General features: G+C 60.8%; 15 protein-coding genes. 9 read left to right on the forward strand and 6 right to left on the reverse strand.

Translation table 11 applies throughout. The features are described 5' to 3' along the window. The first annotated feature begins 116 nt into the window (after positions 1 to 116). From ACT3TS_RS12320 to ACT3TS_RS12340, 5 genes are all read left to right on the forward strand, one after another. Positions 117 to 1,739 carry a hypothetical protein gene (locus ACT3TS_RS12320; protein ID WP_444531809.1) on the forward strand — a complete coding sequence of 541 codons (1,623 nt, stop codon included), beginning with the start codon at positions 117 to 119 and terminating at the stop codon, positions 1,737 to 1,739. 5 nt (positions 1,740 to 1,744) lie between these two features. Continuing rightward, a complete protein-coding gene (locus tag ACT3TS_RS12325; protein ID WP_444531810.1) occupies positions 1,745 to 3,316 on the forward strand; it encodes an oligosaccharide flippase family protein in 1,572 nt (523 codons plus the stop codon). A gap of 232 nt (positions 3,317 to 3,548) precedes the next feature. Further along, positions 3,549 to 5,252 carry a CBM96 family carbohydrate-binding protein gene (locus ACT3TS_RS12330; protein WP_444531811.1) on the forward strand — a complete coding sequence of 568 codons (1,704 nt, stop codon included), beginning with the start codon at positions 3,549 to 3,551 and terminating at the stop codon, positions 5,250 to 5,252. Between the two features lie 164 nt (positions 5,253 to 5,416). Continuing rightward, positions 5,417 to 6,412, forward strand: a complete 996-nt coding sequence (locus ACT3TS_RS12335; protein WP_444531812.1) for a hypothetical protein — start codon at positions 5,417 to 5,419, stop codon at positions 6,410 to 6,412. Between the two features lie 156 nt (positions 6,413 to 6,568). Next, a complete protein-coding gene (locus ACT3TS_RS12340) occupies positions 6,569 to 7,321 on the forward strand; it encodes a hypothetical protein (protein ID WP_444531813.1) in 753 nt (250 codons plus the stop codon). Positions 7,322 to 7,422: 101 nt separating this feature from the next. On the opposite strand, the gene ACT3TS_RS12345 is transcribed toward ACT3TS_RS12340, so the two are convergent. From ACT3TS_RS12345 to ACT3TS_RS12360, 4 genes are all read right to left on the reverse strand, one after another. Further along, positions 7,423 to 8,673: a sulfate adenylyltransferase subunit 1 gene (locus ACT3TS_RS12345; protein ID WP_444531814.1), complete on the reverse strand. Its 1,251-nt coding sequence runs from the start codon at positions 8,671 to 8,673 to the stop codon at positions 7,423 to 7,425. A 1-nt stretch (position 8,674) separates the two neighbouring features. Next, a complete protein-coding gene (gene cysD, locus ACT3TS_RS12350; RefSeq protein ID WP_444531815.1) occupies positions 8,675 to 9,595 on the reverse strand; it encodes a sulfate adenylyltransferase subunit CysD in 921 nt (306 codons plus the stop codon). Then, on the reverse strand, positions 9,592 to 10,422 hold the full coding sequence (locus tag ACT3TS_RS12355) for a 3'(2'),5'-bisphosphate nucleotidase CysQ (RefSeq protein ID WP_444531816.1): 831 nt from the start codon (positions 10,420 to 10,422) through the stop codon (positions 9,592 to 9,594). Before ACT3TS_RS12355 ends, cysD begins: the two co-directional genes overlap by 4 nt. Before the next feature lie 77 nt (positions 10,423 to 10,499). Further along, positions 10,500 to 12,014 (reverse strand): sugar transferase, encoded by a 1,515-nt coding sequence (locus ACT3TS_RS12360; RefSeq protein ID WP_444531817.1) that lies wholly within the window; start codon positions 12,012 to 12,014, stop codon positions 10,500 to 10,502. 1,150 nt (positions 12,015 to 13,164) lie between these two features. Here ACT3TS_RS12360 and pssD point away from each other — a divergent pair. After that, positions 13,165 to 13,614 carry a PssD/Cps14F family polysaccharide biosynthesis glycosyltransferase gene (pssD, locus tag ACT3TS_RS12365; protein ID WP_444531818.1) on the forward strand — a complete coding sequence of 150 codons (450 nt, stop codon included), beginning with the start codon at positions 13,165 to 13,167 and terminating at the stop codon, positions 13,612 to 13,614. A gap of 98 nt (positions 13,615 to 13,712) precedes the next feature. Then, positions 13,713 to 14,183 (forward strand): glycosyltransferase, encoded by a 471-nt coding sequence (locus tag ACT3TS_RS12370; protein WP_444531819.1) that lies wholly within the window; start codon positions 13,713 to 13,715, stop codon positions 14,181 to 14,183. A 75-nt stretch (positions 14,184 to 14,258) separates the two neighbouring features. Here the strand turns inward: ACT3TS_RS12370 and ACT3TS_RS12375 are convergent, their stop codons facing one another. Further along, on the reverse strand, positions 14,259 to 14,714 hold the full coding sequence (locus tag ACT3TS_RS12375) for an RrF2 family transcriptional regulator (RefSeq protein ID WP_444531820.1): 456 nt from the start codon (positions 14,712 to 14,714) through the stop codon (positions 14,259 to 14,261). 198 nt (positions 14,715 to 14,912) lie between these two features. Between ACT3TS_RS12375 and ACT3TS_RS12380 the strand changes: the two genes are divergently transcribed. Further along, positions 14,913 to 15,863, forward strand: a complete 951-nt coding sequence (locus ACT3TS_RS12380) for a sulfite exporter TauE/SafE family protein (RefSeq protein ID WP_444531821.1) — start codon at positions 14,913 to 14,915, stop codon at positions 15,861 to 15,863. Between the two features lie 13 nt (positions 15,864 to 15,876). Next, complete coding sequence (gene cysC / locus ACT3TS_RS12385; RefSeq protein ID WP_444531822.1) at positions 15,877 to 17,208, forward strand: adenylyl-sulfate kinase; 1,332 nt, start codon at positions 15,877 to 15,879, stop codon at positions 17,206 to 17,208. Here the strand turns inward: cysC and ACT3TS_RS12390 are convergent. Continuing rightward, positions 17,171 to 19,570, reverse strand: a complete 2,400-nt coding sequence (locus ACT3TS_RS12390) for a response regulator transcription factor (protein ID WP_444531823.1) — start codon at positions 19,568 to 19,570, stop codon at positions 17,171 to 17,173. The two genes, cysC and ACT3TS_RS12390, sit on opposite strands and share 38 nt — an antisense overlap. Positions 19,571 to 19,815 lie beyond the last annotated feature (245 nt).

The raw sequence follows: 19,815 nt of genomic DNA on the forward strand, positions 1-19,815 counted from the left end.
GGTGTTGCGGCCCCCTCATCTACTGCTTTTCCTGTGTCATGATGGTCAAATAGGCGGCCTTGATGCCGTGTGCAGGTCTCGATTAGTCCAGGTGATGAACATTGAATGAGTCAGCCATGCGCCCCAATTTTTTTTCCAGGGCGATGCGTCACAATTGGGTTCTGGCACTTGTTGTCCTCATTTTTGGTGCCATGGTTGCCACCGGTGTCGTGGCCACGGCGAAGCCAAGCTATTCCTCCACCAGCATTGTTTTCCTGGAACCCCTGGCTGGCAACCCCTATTCTCCAACCACCCCCACGTCCCGTACCGAGCAGCTGGCAGCCCTGACCACTGAAGCAGGGCTGATATACACCGATGCCGTTATGCAGTCCGCCGTTGCGATCGCCAAAGCTGACGGATTCACGCTGGGTGTGGACGCCCGCAATGACATTTTCACCGAGGTCCCGTCAAACTCAACGGTCGTGCAAATTACCCTCACCCAGTCCAGTCCGGAAATTGCCCAGGCCGGCGCACAAGCGCTGGCCGAAGCTTATTTGGGCTATCGCAAGGACAGGGCCACCAACGTGATTACAGCCCAAGATGAACTGCGCAAGCAGCGGCAGGCATCAATCACAAAGCTGCTCACCGACGCCTCCGACCGTCTCAACGCTGCCAAGACATCCGATGCCGAAGCAGCGCAGATCGTTGACCTGCAACAGCAAGTGACGTTGTACGCCGGCCAGCTGGCCACCGTCAACCTGGACCAGACCGGGGCTGACGCGACGTCGATCGCACCCGGCGACATCATCAGTCCGGCTGCCCTGCCTACCGCCAAGAACGGCTTAAACCCGCTGTTTCTGGGCCTGGCCATTTTCTTGGGCGGAGCAGCCCTGGGCATCGTGTTGGCCCTCGCCAAGGAAAATGTGGACCAGAAGGTTCGCGACGCCGAGGACTTCGCGGGGACCGGCATCAGCCCGGTCCGCGGGGTCATCCGGCAATGGAAACACCACGGGGAGGCCATACCGGACATTGAGGGCTATCGACGGCTGGCCAACGTCCTTGGCGCCGCAGAAATTAACAAGCACAAGGTGCTGCTGTTGGCTGCCACGCCCAACGGAGCCGACACCCTGTCTGTGGCCAACGGCGTGGCGCAGGCCTTTCAGGAAACCGGAACTGCCGTCGTAGTGGTTGACGCAGTTCCTCCACACCACAGCGACGCGGACGGTTCCCCGCGCCAGGGCCTGACAGACCTCTTGGCCGGGACACTCCCGCTCACGGCCGTCTGGCGCATGCTGGACGACGGCGGTGGTTCCTCCGTCATTCCCGTCGGCACCGATGCCAGGCGCCTTCCCGCATTGGTTCAAGGGCCGGCCATGGCTCGATTGCTGAAAGAGCTCACACGCAAGCCTGTGGCGGTCTTGGTGGCGGGGACATCACTGGATACTGGAACCGGCGTGGCGCTCGCCCGGCACACGTCGGCCGTGCTGCTCGTTGTCGACGGTCAGCGCGCCAAGGTAACCGATCTGACGTCCTCGCGTGATCTGCTTGAACAGATTGAGGTGCACTCGGCCGGGGCAGTGTTGCTGCACAGTCCACAGCGTTGGAAAGAACAGCACAAAGTGGTTGAGCCGCAGCTGGCGATCAGCGAGACCTCACCCGCGCCGGCAGCGCGTCGCCGCCCGCAGCCAGGGGCACGGGACGGCGCCATCCCCAACTCCACCCCGACGGACGAGTCCGCGCTGGCACGTCCACGCGGCTAGCCTCCATGGACACCCTTCCCCGGCCATCGGATCCGGCCCGTGACAGCCTGGCCATGGCCCGGCAAAACAGCAAGGACGCTACCCGCTCCGTCAACAAGATCGCGAAGTCCGGAGCGGCAAACCTGCTGGGAGCGGGCCTTTCGGCCGTTTCCAGCTTCCTGCTCGTGGTCCTCATATCGCGACTGTGGGACCCGGAAACGGCCGGGCTCATCTTCGCTGTTTCCTCAATTTTCCTGATTGCCCTGGCGTTGTCCGAGATCGGCGTGGACCAAGGATTGGTTCGATTTATAGCGTGGAACAATGCCCGGGACACCCCGCGCAACAACAAATACCTGATCCGGCACAGCGTCTGCATTGCGCTGTTCGTGAGCGTCCTGGTGATGACGCTGGGACTGTTCTTTGCCCATCCCTTGGCGCGGGTGCTCTCCGGTGGGGGCGCCGAGACCATCGCGGCGCAGATGATCGTGGTTTTCGCCTTAGCATTGCCCATCGCCGCCAGCTATGAGCTGACCCTCGCCATCACCCGTGGGCTGACACACATGAAGCCAACCATCGTCATCGAGCGGGTTGTCCGCCCGCTGCTGCAGGTGGTCTTGGTGCTTGGCGCAGCACTGCTGGGTTCGGGCGCGGCTGGTTCTGGGGCGCTTGCCCTGGCCATCTCCTGGGTGGCGCCATACACGTTGGCGCTGATTTGCGCACTGGTCATGCTGTGGCGGACGATGCGCAAAAATCCGGATACTTTTGGCACGGGGAGGCCCGAAGCGCCAAGGGAGGTCGCCACGGAGTTCTGGCGCTTCACGATTCCCCGGGGAGTGGGGAGGCTGGCCCAAGTAGGCCTGCAGCGGGCGGACATCGCCGTCGTCACTATTGTTGCCGGTCCCGCTGCCGCAGCGATGTACACGGCCGTGACCCGTTTCCTGGTTCTGGGCCAGCTGGCGACCACAGCCCTGCAACAGGTAAGCGAGCCGCATCTGGCCAAGCTGCTGGCCAAGGACAACCACAAGGGAGCCAAGCTGGTCACGCAGCAGCTGACACTGTGGACGGTTTCTCTTGCCTGGCCCATCTATCTTGTATTTGTCATTCTCGCGGAACGACTCCTCAGCGCCGTGTTCGGAACTGACTTTGCCGTTGGAGCCGATTCCCTTCGCATCCTGTGTGTCGCCATGCTGTTTGCCACGAGCATGGGTCCCCTGGACATGCTGCTGTTAATGGCCGGTCGGAGCAGTTTGTCCCTGATCAATACCGTCATGGCCCTGGCTGTGGACGTGGTTGGCTGCCTGCTGCTGGTGCCAGTGCTGGGAATCGTGGGCGCTGCCATCGCCTGGGCTGCGGCCATCGTGGTCAGAAATGTCATGTGCTTCGTGCAGGTCAGGCGGACGCTTGGCATCTCTCCCGTGTCCCGACACACGGCGTACATGACCGGTGGAATAGTAGTGATCTTTCTGGCATTCCCCTTCCTGTGGTTCACCTTGTTGCCCGGGACACCCCTGCTGGACGTGGCGGCAATCGCAATTTCGGCCGCGGGCTACGCAGCATTCCTGTGGTGGCGCAGGGAAAGCCTTATCCCAAGGGGCTGAGCAGGGCATTTCAGTGCTCCTCTGCAGGCACGCCAGCCTCGCATTGCCTCGGAATTTCTCCCTTCCCGAGCCCCGAACCCGCGCGGACCCGCTTACATCCGCAGCCAAGTCAAATTTTTCTTCGCAGGATTAATCGGATACTGTTCTAGGCGCAATGTAACAGATCAATAACTATCGTTGCGGTTAGCCTGTGGCTGGGGTCAGGAAGGCTGCCAAAATGGAGTTTTAAAGTATGACGAAACACTATTCGTCCAAGGAGTTCAGCTCGCACCCCTCGAGCCCCAGCCGAAACTCTTTGGCTTACAACAAAAAAGTAGCTGCGGTGTCCGTCGCCGCAGCAGCGGCCATAGTCGCAGGCCTTGCTCTGACGGTCCCCGTATCTGCCGCGCAGGCGGCAACGGCCACAAATGCATCAGCGGACGCCTACACTGTTTCCACCGTTCCGACGCATAATTATGGTGAGACAGACAAGATTTCCGTCGGCCTGGACCAGAAGGACCGCAAGACGGGCTACCTGAAATTCAGCAATCTGGGCGCCATCGAATCCAGCGACGTCATCAAAATTGACTTGCGCGTTATCGGCGGCGACGCCGGAACACTGCAGGCCTCGCAGCTCGAGTCCTCGACATGGTCCGAGACGGGCATCAACTACAACAACGCCCCGGCAACCGCCAAGGTGCTGGCCAATGCCACCGTCGACAATGGCAAACAGGACCTGACACTGTCAGTGACCGGAATTTCCGCCCCGGACGGCACCGTGGCCATCGCGCTGACACGTTCGGATGGCGGCATCACCCGGATCGCCTCCCGTGAGTCCGCCGAAGCCGATCGTCCGGCAATCTCGGTGAACAACGGTGAGGGCTCACAGCCTGTTCCAGCGCCGACGACGCCGCCTGCAGCGACGACACCCACCACACCGCCGGTAACGACACCGCCAACGACGACCAAGCCGGCCGTGCCGGCGCCGTCCGATTGCACTGTCACCGCCAAGCTGGTCCCCAGCTGTGGCGCATGGTTCGGCGCAGCCGCCAACCCGCTTTCCGGTGAAAGCTGGGACACGGCACTGACCAACTTCGAAAAAACGGCAGGGCGCGATATGGACATCGCCCACTACTACAAGCGTGGCCAGTCGGCGATGTTCCCGGCTGCAGCCGAGCTGAATCGCCAGGATGAAGCAGGAAAGAACCGCATCCTGTTCTACAACTGGAAGCCGACCGGTTTGACCTGGCGCGAGGTCGCCGAAGGCGGAGCTGACGACTACCTCAAGAAGTTGGCTGCCCACATGAAGTCAAATGCCAACAAGCCGTTCTACCTGTCCTTGAACGCTGAGATGGAGGACGAGGTCAACACCAATGCCGCTTCCGGCCAGACGGCAACGGACTTCAAGAACTTCTTCCGCCACACCGTCTCTGTGCTGCGTGCCAATGGTGTGACTAACATGGTCAGCGTCATGAACTACACCGGCCTGGAAAAGTGGGGCGGCATGCCATGGTTCGAGGACCTCTACCCCGGCAACGACGTGGTGGACTGGATCGCCCAGGACCCCTATGCCTTTGGCTCTGGCTCAGTCTGGTTGAGCGACTTCGAAGGCATGGTCAACCGAACCTCGAATGCCAAGACCTGGCCCGGATTCTACAACTGGGCCGCGACAAACTACCCCGACAAGCCCCAAATGATCGGCGAGTGGGGAGTGGACCAGCCGGCGTCGAGCCCTGGCTACAAGGCTGACTTCTTCAAGACGGCGGCTGCCGACTTGGCCACCTTGCCCAAGCTCAAGGCTCTTGTCTACTGGGACTCCAACGGCGTCGACACGTCCGGTAATGCTCTCAGCGTAGGTCGGACGCAGATCAGCAATGACTCTGCCGTTCAGTCTGCGTTCCGTTCCTTCGTGGGGAGTGACATTCTGGCTTCGGCCGGGGAAGACTACTTGAAGTAGCTTCCCTCCACAAACAGCGGGGCAGGTGATGAATTCATCACCTGCCCCGCTGTTTCTGTCTTCCCGTTTGCGGTGTACCCGTTTACCACGGGCACGTCTTCGCATACCCTGAAGAATCCAGTCGTGCAGTCGGAGGAAAAGTGCATCGGCCTCGGCATCATTTTGTGGCAGTGATCGTGATGTCGCTGGCTTGTGCCCTCCTCGTTTCAGGCGGCCCGCAAGCCGTTGGCTGCAATGTCCTTTTTGGTGTCGCAGCAAATCCGATGTCCCCGGAACACAACTGGACATCCTCCCTTCGCTCCTTTGAGGCAAAGGTGGGCCGAGACGTTGATGTGGCCCATTTTTACAAACGCGGCCAAGAAACCCTGTTTCCTTCGGACGACGAAGCGGCCCGGGCCAACCAAGGCGCCACTCCCCTGACTCTTTTCTACAACTGGCGCCCCGAAAATCTCACGTGGCGTCAGGTCGCAGATGGTGCCGCGGACAGCTATCTCCATCAACTGGCCGGGAGCCTCGCTCAGGCCCTCGACACGCCGTTCTTCCTCTCACTCAGTGCCGAGATGGAATCCAGGGTGAATCCAACCCCTGGTTCCGGGCAGACAGCCGCAGACTTCCGCGACTATTTTCGCCATGTGGTGACGGTGCTGCGTGCCACGCCCGGAGTGCAGATGATCACGGTGGTGAACTACACCGGCGCCACCAAGTTTGCCACCCAGCCGTGGTTCAGCGAACTGTATCCAGGCGATGACGTGGTGGACTGGATTGCCCAGGACCCCTATGCCTTCAATATTGACCAGACCCCGAATCTCGGCAGCCTGCTCAACCGCCCCGAAGGCCAGTGGCCGGGATTCTATGACTGGGCTGCCACGAATTATCCGGACAAACCACAGATGTTGGCTGAGTGGGGTGTCGCGATCTCCCCGCATAACCCGGCGCCCAGCGCCGCATTCTTTGCCGGTGCCGCCAAGCAACTGCGTGACTACCCGAAATTGCGTGCACTAATTTATTGGAACCACTCGGGTGTTGGGAGCGACGGCCAGAGACTGGGTGTGGGAACCACAGCCGTGGGCTCCAGCCCGGAAGTGTTGGCGGCCTTCAGGAATTTTGTCAACGAGCACACCATGGAGTCCTCCGAGCGGTGCAAGATCCCCACCGGCTGACCCGAATCGTGCACCCATTCGCAATTACGCATCCCTCGGCTCGGTTTACTGTCGCTGTGCCCGGCACTACCTATACCTTCTGGCGGCACACTGCTTTATCATCAAGGCAGCCGGGAGACTGGCGGAAAGTTTCCACTTCAAGCACGGAGTCTCAATGTGAAGAAACTATTCAGTTTAGCTGCACTATCCACCGCCGCCCTGCTGCTGGCGGCCTGTTCCGGCAGCCCCGAGGCTGCCGCTCCGGCGGCTCCAGTGAGCAGTACGGCGAGCGCCAGCCCACAGGCAACTGCCAAGTCCGCCGTTTCTGCCCAGCCTGCGACAGCCGCTCCGTCATCGGCCGCCGCTCCGACGGTGGGTGCGACAGTGGGTCCAACGGCCCCTGTCCCTGCCCCCAGCCCCGCAGAACAGGTCAGCCCGGGTCCAGAGCCTGCTGCCACACCGCTGGCGGATTTGGGGCTGAACGCACGTGGCAACGTGGCCCAAAAGGTCGGGGAGACCAGTGTCTTCGGTGCCGCCACGGGCCAGCAGTTTGCCGATCTCACAGCGGACAGCATTCAGGCCGATTTCAAGTGCACCGGCCCGGACGCCCAGCCCAGCATCAATGGCCAATTTGTCGCCATTACAATCTCTGTGGCCGCGCAGGACAACTTCGCTGACTCTGGCTGGCCCAGCCTTGCCCTGTCCAATATGGAATTCACTGCCTGGGATGCTGCGGGCGAGCAGTTGGTTGACCCGATCGGCAATAGTGCCGGCTGCGTCCCCGCCGAGGACCTGATCGAGTCCCCTGTCGAACCCGGAACCAAGGTCGATGGCCTGGTGATCCTCGATGTTCCCAAGGGCGCGGGCTCGGCCGCGTTTGTAGTGGGCGGCTTTGAGGGGTCCTACGGCTGGGAATGGCACTGGCAATAAGTTCCCACACTGCTCACATCGAGCTGGGCGGAGGGCACAGGGGGCCCGCCACACATTGTGTGGCGGGCCTCCCTGTGCCCTGCTCAGTCCTTGTACCCCGCTCAGATGGCCGCGAGGATCATCCCGGCCCCGACAGTGCTGTTGGTGGACTCGTCGATCAAGACGAATGCACCCGTTTGCCTGTTTCTGCGGTACTCGTCGGCGAGCAACGGGATCGTCGTGCGCAATCGGACTCGGCCTACCTCGTTCAGTTTCAGCTCCGTAGCACCCTGATTGCGATGCAGGGTGTTGACGTTGAGCTCGTATTGCAGCTCCTTGACGAGCGCCCGCGCGTTCCGTGTGGTGTGTTTGACTGCCAGGCGCTGCCCCGGTGCCATCGGTGTGCTGCTCATCCAGCACACCATCGCATCAATATCCTGCGCGACCGACGGCTGGTTGTTCATTCTGCAGATCATGTCTCCTCGGGAGATGTCCAAGTCGTCCTCCAAACAGATGGTGACTGACATGGGTGAAAATGCCACGTCGGCAGGCCCGGATGCGTCCATGATCGAGGCAATCTTCGTCGGAAGCCCGCTTGGCAGTACGAGCACCTCGTCCCCCACTTGCAACACGCCCCCGCACATTTGCCCCGCGTAACCCCGGTAATCGTGGTTGCTGCTCTGGTGTGGCCGAATTACGTATTGCACCGGAAAGCGGACATCCACCAAATTGCGGTCACTGGCAATGTGCAGCGTCTCCATGTGGTGCAGCAGGGTGGGCCCGTGGTACCACGGCATGTTCTCCGACCGTGTCACCACATTGTCGCCCAGCAGCGCTGAGACGGGGATTACGGACAGGTCCGTAATTTCCAGCTTCGCGGCGAAATCCACGAACTCTGCTCGGATGGACTCGTAGACCTCCTCCGACCAGTCCACCAGGTCCATCTTGTTGATGGCCAGCACCAGGTGCGGGACCTGGAGCAGCGAGACCAGAAAGGCGTGCCGCCGGCTCTGTTCACTCAGCCCCTTGCGCGCATCAACGAGCACGACGGCGGCATCCGCAGTAGAGGCCCCGGTCACCATATTGCGGGTGTACTGGATGTGGCCTGGCGTGTCGGCGATGACGAATTTCCGCTTGGGCGTGGAGAAGTACCTATAGGCCACATCAATCGTGATGCCCTGTTCCCGCTCGGCACGCAGTCCGTCCGTCAGCAGCGACAGATCGGTGTAGTCGTCCCCGCGGTCCTTGCTGGTCTTCTCAATGGACTCCAATTGGTCAGAAAATATTGACTTGGAGTCATAGAGCATGCGTCCTATCAATGTACTCTTTCCGTCGTCGACGGAACCTGCCGTGGCAAATCTCAAAAGATCCATTTTAGAAGTACCCCTCCTTCTTGCGGTCTTCCATGGCCGCCTCACTGACTTGGTCGTCACCGCGGGTGGCACCACGTTCGGTGATCCGGGTTGAAGCTACCTCGGCCATGATTTCCGTGGCCGTGGCTGCTGTGGAGCGGACGGCGGCTGTCAGGCTCGCGTCTCCCACCGTGCGGTACCTGACGGTATCCACAAACGTTTGCTCGCCGGATTTGGGCTGGCAGAACTGGTGCACGCCAAAGAGCATCCCGTTGCGTTCAAACACCTCACGCTGATGCGCGTAGTAGATGGATGGGACGCCAATGCCCTCCGCGGCGATGTAGCTCCAAATATCCAGCTCGGTCCAGTTGGATATGGGGAACACGCGGATGCTCTCGCCCAGGTGAACGCGTGTGTTGTACAAGCTCCACAGCTCCGGGCGCTGGTTCTTCGGATCCCATTGGCCAAAGTCGTCGCGGAAGGAAAAAATCCGCTCCTTGGCTCGGGCCTTTTCCTCGTCGCGGCGCGCGCCTCCCATGAGTGCATTGAAGGCGTTCTTCTCCGCCGTATCCAGCAAGACCCGGGTCTGCAGTCGATTGCGGGAGCCGCCGGGCTCCTCGGTGACCAGGCCCCGGTCAATGGCGTCCTGAACGGAGCCAACCACCAAATTGACACCCAATCTTTCAACCACCTCGTCACGGTATGAGAGGACTTCGGCGAAGTTGTGGCCGGTGTCAATGTGGAGCACCGGAAAAGGTATCCTGGCCGGGGCGAAAGCCTTGGCCGCCAGGTGGAGCATGACAAGTGAGTCCTTGCCGCCGGAGAACATCATGGCCGGCCGCTCCAACTCGGCAACCACCTCCCGAATAATGAAGATGGCTTCCGACTCCAGCAACTGCAACTGACTGGGGCTAAAGCTTGGGGTGGAAATTGGTTGTTTCATCGTGCGTACATCCCATCCTTGTTGAGACCTGACATGTGAGGTTCTGCAGCCTGGTGAATTTGTGCAATGTGGGCCAGGAGTGTTGCTGCCAGCTCCGGCCGACAGACCAAGAGGTCCGGCAAATAAGGATCCTGCTGGTTGTATGCCAGCTCCGAGCCGTCAATACGACTCACGTGCAGACCGTATCCGCCGGCGACGGCGACGGGGGCTGCCGAGTCCCACTCATATTGCCCGCCGCTGTGGACATAGGCGTCGACGTCACCGCGAACCACGGCGCCCACCTTGTATCCGGCGGAACCCATGGGCACTAGCACGGCGTCGAGTCTTTCGGCCAGTGCTTTAACGAGTTCGGAGGCTCGGCTGCGGGATACAGCCAAGCGCAGCGGACCCTCCAGCGGCATTCGTTTTGGCGCCTCGGTGCCACTGTTCAGGACCAGCCCCAATCCGGGGAGGGCCACGGCCCCCACCTCCAGACGGCCGGCGCACCACAGCGCTACGTGAACGGCCCAGTCGTGGCGGCCCTCGGAAAACTCCCTGGTTCCATCCAGCGGGTCGATGATCCAGACTCGAGGGCTCGTGGTGCGGCTCGCGTCATCAAGTGCTTCCTCGGACAGGACCATGTCGGCGGGACGAAGCATACTAAGTTCACGACCCAAAAAAGCTTGGGACAAGGCGTCACCCGAATTTTTCAGTTCCGTGGGTCCGACGTCCTCCCGCAGCGCGTGCGCCCGCATCTCCATAAGTTGACGGCCTGCCTCCCCGGCCAGCCGGACAGCAAGCTCCAAGTCGCTTTCTGCACCCGCTTCTTGGGAATTTACATTGTTCATTTCGTTGCCCCCATTTGTGTTCGGTTGTCATTTGCGGCCGCTGGCTGAGCTGTAGGTTCGCAGCTGCGCGGCTGAATCTAATAGGCTCCCTCAGGGGAGCGCATGACCTTGAAGGTCCGCCACATGATCATGAGATCACCGGTCAGGGACCAGTTCTCGACATAGTACAGATCGAGGCGAACACTCTCCTGCCACGACAAATCCGAACGGCCGCTGACCTGCCACAGCCCGGTGACGCCAGGCTTGATGTAAAGCCGGCGGTAGGCGTTCCGGTCATAACGAGCCACCTCGGATGGCAGCGGCGGACGAGGGCCAACCAGGGACATCTGCCCCTTCAGAACATTGACGAACTGCGGGAGCTCATCCAGCGAGTGGCGCCGCATCCATTCCCCAACCTTGGTAACTCTGGGGTCTTCACGCAGCTTGAAGAGCAATCCGGCACCCTGGTTCAAATGAGCCAGACGGTTGAGTTCGGCCTCAGCGTCCACACACATGGACCTGAATTTGTACATCTCAAAGATGTTGCCGTCGCGGCCGACGCGCTTCTGGCGGAAAATAACCGGCCCCTCGGAGTCTCGTTTGATCATGACGGCGAGAATGGTGAAGACCGGCAGGAGAAACAGCAGCGCCATGGCCGAAGCGACAATGTCCACAGACCGTTTGAGCAGGTGCTTGTAGCCGGTGAAGCGCGGCAGGTCCACGTGCATGAGCGGAAGCCCCTCGACGGGGCGCATCTGGATGCGTGGCCCAGCGACGTTGGTCAACGACAAGGCAACCACCAGCTCGGTGGCGCTTTCCTCCAGCTTCCAGCCAAGTTCCTTAAGATAACTGCTGCCACGGGAAACCTGACCGGCTACGATCACGGCATCGGCGTTGAATTCCTCCACGGCAGCAAAGATCCCGTCCAGCCCCGCAACCACAGGCACTCTTGCCTGCCCCACCGTGACGGCTTCGCCGTTGTTGTCGCTTTCCAGCGCCACACCCACAACCTCGTAGGCGGCTCCGGATTTCTTGGTGATCTGGTCGACAACGTACGTGACGTCGTCGTGCGTGCCAAGGACGATGACGCGGGAGAGATAATGTCCGTAGGCGCGCTGGCGTGTAAGCCATCTGCGCCATCCCCAACGGCCCACAAGGAGTGCCGCCGTCCCAACCGGCATTGTCATTAAGAAGACAAGATTCATATGGTAGGCGTTGGCAAACAGGAAAGCCACGGCCAAAAACCCGAATGCGGCGCTGCTGGCCCTGATGATGCTTTTGTACTCCCCGGGACCCAATCCAACGAGCCTGGGGTCCCGGGTGCGGCACAGCCACAAGGTGGTCAGCCACGTCAGTGAAATACCGACGTTGACAGCCATGCCTCGTTGCCAGGTCAGTGTCGGGCTGCTCTGCACCGCCTGCGAGCAGAGCAGGACCGCAAAAAGGATCAAGACAACATCTGTGACAAGAATCTTCGCCCGATACCGGCGGGCCCAAATTAGTGCATATGCCGGTGCTGCGCCGTGCTGGCGGCGAAGCTTTGAAGGATGGTGATTCGGGGCTGCGCCGTCGAACGCAAGCGGGGGCGCGACCTTCAAGGGAAGGCGTCCCATCCCGGTCGCCAATATCGCAGGGTCAGCAACGAGACGCCTAATGCCTGAATCTCCGGAACCCTGTCCAAACGGGCGCATGGTCACCAGCCTCCTGCTGTGAGAGGGGCGCTTGTCGATTCCCGCCCTCTGCAGGCGAGCCTGCGGCGGGGAGCCGACGGTGGCTGGGGAGATGCCTGGGCAAGCCAAGGCATCAACACCGCCGGCTCCGTTTTGAGGACTTCGCGCACGAATCTTCGCACCAAAAACTGGCACGACTCCCCTGCCGAAGTTTGGTGCTCCTTGCAGTCCCTCCGCCAGAATCCTGCCGAGAATTCGACAGGTTCGATCTGGGTGGGTGCATGCCGCGCACGGTTCGCCATCAAGTTATTGGACGGAATTCCCAAGACCATTTTTGACACCATTTCTTCAATTCCTAGCAGTGCAAACCACTACATTGAGCGTATTGACCATTGTTCCGAGTGACACCAGTAGGCGGTACTCGAATCTGTCACTGTTGACCCACGTATTACGCGTGGACGACAAGCAAAAGGAGCCGGCGGCGACTGGGGGTGGTGTCGCGGTCTCAGACGACACCTCCGCCGCCGGCTCCCGACCAGGGGGAGACCTGTGCTGCCCACTTTCTTCACGGGCATGAAGCGGTTAAAGCGACGGGACACGATCATGCTTTCAAAAATTCCGTCAACGCCACAGCTGATAATGACTCCAGGAATCCCCAGTGGATCCAGCTGATTTCATCACTGCGACAGATCGAGAACCCTCAACGCATCCCACATGTAAAAGCCTAGGAAGCTCCAGGCAGAGAAGCACGGGTAGACGTTACGGAGATTGGCGGCGGCGATACCCGGGAATTACCCCGCCGCCCGCCGGTTCTACTTGGACTGCGAGTGAATTACGTGCCGCATTCGGTGCTGGCCACCCACTATTTTCAGTGCGCGTAATCCCCCTGCGGAATCAGGTATTTAGTACTCGGGCGTTCTCAGCGGACCGGACCTAGGCTCGGTGGCATCAGAAAACTGGCAGGTGCCGGCCTGGGACGTCAAGTGAACTCGACGCTCGTGGCTGCAGGGAAACATTCATGCGGCCCCGGGAAAGTGCCGGCACCGATCAGAATACGGCGCCGACGCCCGGGCGCCAGGGGGAAGGACTCAAAATGAAATTGATGCTTGTGGCTTCCGCAGGGGGGCACCTCGCCCAGTTGGTAGCGCTGGAAAGCTGGTGGGAAAACAATTCCAGAAGCTGGGTTACCTTTCGCCGCCCGGAAGTCGAGGCCGTCTTGGCAGGTGAAGAAGTTACCTGGTGCCACTTCCCCACAACAAGGAACCTGCCCAATGCCTTCCGTAATCTATTGCTGGCTTGGCCCACTTTGCTGCGGAACCGACCTGACGTGGTCATTTCTGCAGGGGCAGCCGTCAGCGTGCCATTCTTCATCGTGGCCCGAATCCTCGGCATCAAAACTGTGTACATCGAATGCTTTGACCGCATCACGATGCCAACCTTGAGCGGCCGAATCTGCTATCCCCTGTCAGATCTTTTTTGTGTGCAGTGGGATGAACAGCTGGTCTACTATCCTGAGGCCGTTAACATTGGGCAACTGTTGTGACGGCCGAACGGAGTGAGCCGTCAATTGTCGTGTCGCTGGGTACCGATCACCATAAATTCGACCGTCTCGTGGACTGGATCGATGAATGGCTCCGTTCCATGAGCGACCCACCAACGTGCCTGGTCCAGCACGGCGCCAGCCGACCACCGCTAATGGCCGTGGCTCGGGACCGGATGCCGCGACCGGAACTGTTGCGGCTCTACGAGAACGCGACCGTGGTTGTGGTCCAAGGCGGGCCCGGATCCATTCTTGATGCCAGGTCCGTCGGGCACGTGCCGATAGCCGTTCCCCGCCGGCCCGACCTTCACGAGGTAGTGGATGGGCACCAGATTGCCTTTACCCGGACGATGGCCAAACTGGGTGAGGCCATTGCCGCCGAGTCGGCCGAGGAACTGGTCCGCGCCTTGGAGGCTGCGCTGCGAAATCCTGAAAGTGTTCGCACTCCGCCCCGCACATCCCACCCGGAACTTGCTGGTCAGAAACTTCAGGAAGAGCTGGAGCATCTGTCTGCCACCCATTCAGGACCCATTGCCCTCCGGCGAATCCGCCAGGCATTTACCCGGCACTGACTAATCACCGGGCACTGACCATTCCCTCGAAATCGACGCCATCGGGGTTTTGGGGCAGAAATCCTCCCACGGGTGTCAACGGCGCAGCCAGGCTCCTTTGACTTGGAGCAGTGCCGTGACATCCTCCGGAAGCTGTTTGGCAGCCACGTCCGCCAGAGTGGTCTGTTCGAGGACCGTGCGGATGCTGGCCCGAACCGCGACCCACACATCACGAAGGCTGGCACTGGAGTCCGGGTATTCCACATCCTCGGGCCGCCGCCCGCGCACGCCGGCAAGCGGGCCATCGACGGCGCGGATGACATCTGCCACTGTAATCTCCGCTGCCGGGCGTCCCAGCAGATAGCCGCCTCCCACTCCCCGCTTGGCAATGAGCAGCCCGCTGCGTGTTAGCTCAGCCAATATCGATTCGAGAAATTTAGCCGGAATCTGCTGTTGTGCAGCCAGCACATCCCGGGTGACCAATTCGCCGTCGTGCAGTGAAAGCTCGACTAAAGCCCGCAAAGCGTAGTCAGCTTTGGCGGTCGCGTGCACGGCCGGCCTCCTCATGGCTCAGTGCCGGAACTGGTTCAGGCAGGTATCCGCCACACTAGGTTCCACCGAGCTTGCACGCGAGAGTGACGATTACTTACTTTTCCTACTGGACTACTGTGTAATCCATTTTTCTGACACTTGCTGCTCCCGCTGGCTACGTCTATTTTCGGTTCCTGGACGGTGGCACCATTTGTGCTTATGGACGTTTGGTTAGTTGTTGCCGCCTTCTGTGTCGCCATTGTTGTCGGTCTGACCGGCATGGGTGGTGGCGCGCTGATGACACCGGCCCTGGTGTTGATTTTCGGCGTGCCTCCCTTGGCCGCAGTTTCAAGTGACTTGGTGGCGAGCGCCGTCATGAAACCGATCGGATCATGGGTGCACTGGCGGAACAAGACCGTCAACCTGCGAGTAGTGATGTGGTTGGTGGTCGGATCAGTGCCCGCGGCCTTCTGCGGGGTACTGATCCTAAAATGGATGGGTCCGGGGCAGTCCGTGCAGATCGGGGTAAAGCTTGCCCTGGGCGTCGCGCTGCTGGTGTCGGCAACCCTGCTGGCAGTGCGGTCCTATCTAAAAATGGTGGAGCGGGCCAAGAAACGCAGCGGACGCCTGCTCCCGAAGCCCGCGTCTGAGCTGCCGCCGCGCATCCGGCCGGTCCCCACCATAATCCTCGGCATCATTGGTGGCCTCATTGTGGGCATGACCTCCGTCGGCTCCGGCTCCATCATTATCATCGGCCTGATGATGCTCTATCCCGCGCTAAAAGCCAATCAGCTGGTGGGGACCGACCTCTTCCAGGCAGTTCCGTTGGTGGCATCAGCGGCCCTAGGACATGCCTTTTTTGGTGACCTGGACCTGGGACTCACCCTTCCCCTGTTGATCGGAAGCATCCCTGGCGTCTATCTGGGGGCTCAACTTTCAAGCCGCCTCTCGGGCGGATTCATTCGCCGTGCATTGGCTTTTGTACTGCTGGCATCCGGTTTGAAAATGCTTGACGTCACCAATCAAACGACCGTTGTCATTCTCGTTCTCGCCCTGCTTCTGGCACCTCTGGCGTGGATGCTCCTGCGCCGGCGCCATGGCCTTCCAGCCCTTGCCACCTCAGACATGCGACGTGTGCGGATTGCCCACGACAATGCCGCCCACAAGTAGATTGCCGAGACTCATGAGACCTGACCACGAAATCCCACAAGTTCTGCCCCGCATTGCGCTCACGGGTGCCGCATTGGACGAGTTGGAGCTGTTGGCGGGCGGATTGTATGCGCCCGCCAACGAATATTGTCTCCCAGGCCATGTGCCCGATGATTGGCCAGTGCCGTTCCAGCTCGAGATACCCAGCCCAATCGCTGCTGCGGCGTTGGCGGGTGGCACATTGACCATTACGGACGCGGACGGGACCCCGGTGTTCCTTGTGACGGCCACGGCCACGGCGGAATCTGGACCCGGCCTGGCACACATCGCCGGACAGATCAGTGCGCTGCGGTCCCCCGAGCACCCGCCTGCCAGACATTTGCGCATCACTTCGCCGTTGTCCCCGCAAGCTGAGAACGCCTTGGTGGCCATCTTCTCCTCGACGCCGCGAGCGGCGGAATTGGCACAGGTCATCACGGAGGCCACGCAGTCCGGAAGGCATGTCCTTTTGATCGCCGTCTGCGGGCCCCAACCGCACGGGAAATACACGGTTGTTCCGCTGCTGACGGAGTTGCGGGCGGTCGCGGCACAATTGCCGGATGCCGCCGTCGGGCTGCTGGTTCTGCCGTCACTGGACGGGGAAGCGGCGCATGCCCTGTATCTGCACGTCCTCGGCAACTTGGGCGCAGCGAGCGTCTTGAGCTTTCATGCTCCACGCAGCGCTGCCGCTGCACCGCTGTCCGAGGCCCGAAGCGAAGGCAGTACAACCACAGACACACTGTCCGGGACGGTCATTTTCCTGACCGGGCTTTCGGGCTCCGGAAAATCAACGGTAGCCCGGGCGCTGGTGGAAAATCTGCAAACATGTTCCTCGCGCCCCATCACCTTGCTGGATGGGGACGACGTGCGTCGAATTTTGTCCCCCGGGATGGGATTCTCGCAGGAGGAGCGGGAGGCAAATATTCGGCGGTTGGGTTGGGTGGCCTCACTCATTGCCCAAGCTGGCGGCATAGTGGTCTGCGCACCGATCGCACCGTACGACAAGACCCGGCAGGAAGTGCGCGGCATGATCGAAGCTGTCGGCCGTTTCGTGCTGGTCCACATCTCCACACCGCTGGATGTCTGCGAAGCGCGGGATCGCAAGGGTCTCTACGCCCGCGCTCGTAAAGGTGAGCTCAAGAATTTCACCGGGGTGGACGCCCCCTACGAGGTGCCCGGCGACGCCAGCCTGCAGCTGGACACCAGCATCACTCCCCTGGCCGACGCCGTCGACCAAATTCTGGATTATCTTAACCGCGGCGAACGATCCGCGGACCGGGCCAAGCTATCTACACCAGCGTGTCCCGAAGCTCTGCCCGCGAGGTGACCTGAAGCTTTGAGTACACCTGGTACAGGTGGCCTTCCACGGTGCGGACGGAAATATGCATCCTTGCTGCAATGGCCTTGTTGCTGGCCCCTTCCGCAGCTTGAATGGCAATCTCCTGTTCCCGCAGGGTCAGCACCTGTCCGTCATCGGTGCTTGGCTGTACCCGCCCAAGCGTCAGCACCGCGGTGCGGATCAGCTGCTGGGCCAGGCGCATGTTCACCTTGTCGAGATTTTCCCTGGCAATCTTGAGGGCCGCCCGTGACACATCGCGGGCGAGCACATGGTCGCCGTGGGCCAGGGCGGACTCGGCTGTGGTTACCAGCCGGGAAGCGTCACGCGCCAGCAGTCCCTGGCCAAAATTGGCAAAGATGCGGGCTTGTTCTCCCTGTACGCGTTCGGCCAGGTCAACGAGTCTCCGCGCACTCGACACGTTTCCGAAACGAATGGCTGAGGAAACGAAAGCCAACTCCACGCTAACGGTTTTAAAGCGGCGTTCCTCGTCGGCGAGTGCAAAGAGCCTGACGACGGCCTTTTCATCCGAGCCCAGCTCCGCGACCGTCATGACCTGAAAATAAGCATTGGCAAGTGTGAGCAGTCGAGAGCCCGTCGCTTTCGCTGACCGCCCCCGACGCAGGCACACCTCGGCCTCGTCAGTTTCAGCCTTCAGGGCGTGGACGTAGCCTGCGGCGGAGTAGGCCAGCGCCGCTGCACCGAATTCGCCAAGCCGGTTAAGCTGGCTGGCGGCGGGAAGCAGCGAGGCAAGGGCCTGGTCGCTGCTGCCGTGGTATGCCAAATTCAGCCCGTAAACCAGCTCTTCCAGCGACGTTTCCCGAGCCCGGTTGAACATGCCAGCCGGCTCGTTCCACTTGTGTGTACCTGTCCTGGCGGCCAGTAGGGATGTAGTTACAGCGCCGATCAAGGCAGATCCACAATGTTCGCCAGTGCTGGCCGGATCGTCTCCGACGACGTCGTAGAAGTCTATTTCAGCGGCGATCCGGTCAGCGTCCGCCACCCGGCCGGTCAAAATCCAGATCTCCATCAACCAAAGTGCTGCCAACCGCTTGGTCGTCTTGGTCTCATCGGAGGCGTAGATTTCCCTGAGTTGAGGTTCGATCTCAACGTGGCGGCCCTCGTACATGGCATGTTCGGCCAAGGCCAGCTTCAGCAGTTCGCGCAGGTTGGACTCCTCCGCAGCATCCGTGGACTGGTTGGATTCGGTCTCCTCCAGGAGGCGAGTGATCTCCTCCAGGGCAACGCGGGAATCGGCGTCTTCCTGACCCGAACCGCGGGAGAGACGGCTGCGGAGCAGCAGCAGCTCCAGCTGCTGCTGCTGTGTGGCTTTGTCCCGGCGTGAAATCAGCTGAAGAATCATCGACCTTGCCCGGTTCTGTTCTCCCATGGCCAGGGAGGCTCTCGCCTGCTCGATGCCGAGCGCAAAATCATGCGGATGGTCGGTGACCGCGTCGAGAATGTACTCCGCCTGCTCCGGACGGCCAATGTTGGTGGCTTCCCGCGCCGCTGCGACCGCCTGGTTCCGATCCAGCGGGTGTCCGCACTCGATGGCCCACACGGACATGGCGACCCTTGATGAGCTGGTTGCACCGTTTGTCCCTGCCACCTTTGTCACCAACTGGAACAGCTCCCGACTCCGTCCCACCGTGACCTGTTCAGCGAGCACCCCGGCGAGTAGTTTGTTGGCCAGTTGGGCGCCCCCGTTTTCACCGTGGGACAGGGCCAGATATCCGCGCTTCTGCAGGGAGTCGACTGCCGCGGGTTCGCAGAAGTCCATCACATGATTGATGGACATGCCACCGGAGAGCGCGAGTGCCTCTGCCACTTGACGCTCGGCTGCGGGCAGCGACACCACGGACGCCAAAAGGGTGTCCGCAGTATTTCCGGTGCAGGCAAAGGGCAGGCCGGTCAGCACCCAAACATCGTCATTTTTGACCAGCACCTTGGCCTCAATTTGTTCCAGCAGCACTGCGTGCAGAAGGCGGGGGTTGCCACCACTGGCAACCCAGAGCGCCATGGTGGCGGCTTCGGATATGTGCAGTTGGAGCAACAGTTGCAGCCACTGCCTCGTTTCATCCTCTGAAAATACCGGGACATCGACTCGCCGGAGCAGTCCGTCCTTCCACAACCCTATGATCTCTTGAGGTGCGGTTGCGAGGGAATCACAAGCCAGCAGCAGCCTGGCTGCCTGGTTGACGACCAGCTGGCCAACAATCATTGCCGACTGTGCATCGAGGAACTGGACGTTGTCAAGGAAGAGGATGACGGCCCGGCCGTTGGCACGTTCATCAAGTTCCAGTGTCACACTCCGCAGCACGGCCAGGGGATTGTCCAAATGTGGGTCTTTCATGGCCCCCATCAGCGGCGCCAACGCGCCAAAGGCTATATTCGAAGTGGCTTCGCTTCCGCGCAATGACACCGTGAGGCATTGGCCGGCTATTTCTTCCATGGCCTGTCTGGCAATGAATGTCTTGCCGACTCCATGGTCGCCAATCAAGAGGGCACCGCAATGGTCTTGACTGCGCAATGCAGCTGTGACCGCCATTACTAGAGCCGGCCGGACGTGAAGTACGGCTTCGTTGAGTTGAAATTCCC

This window comes from Specibacter sp. AOP5-B1-6 (genome assembly GCF_052376555.1).
GTDB lineage: Bacteria > Actinomycetota > Actinomycetes > Actinomycetales > Micrococcaceae > Specibacter.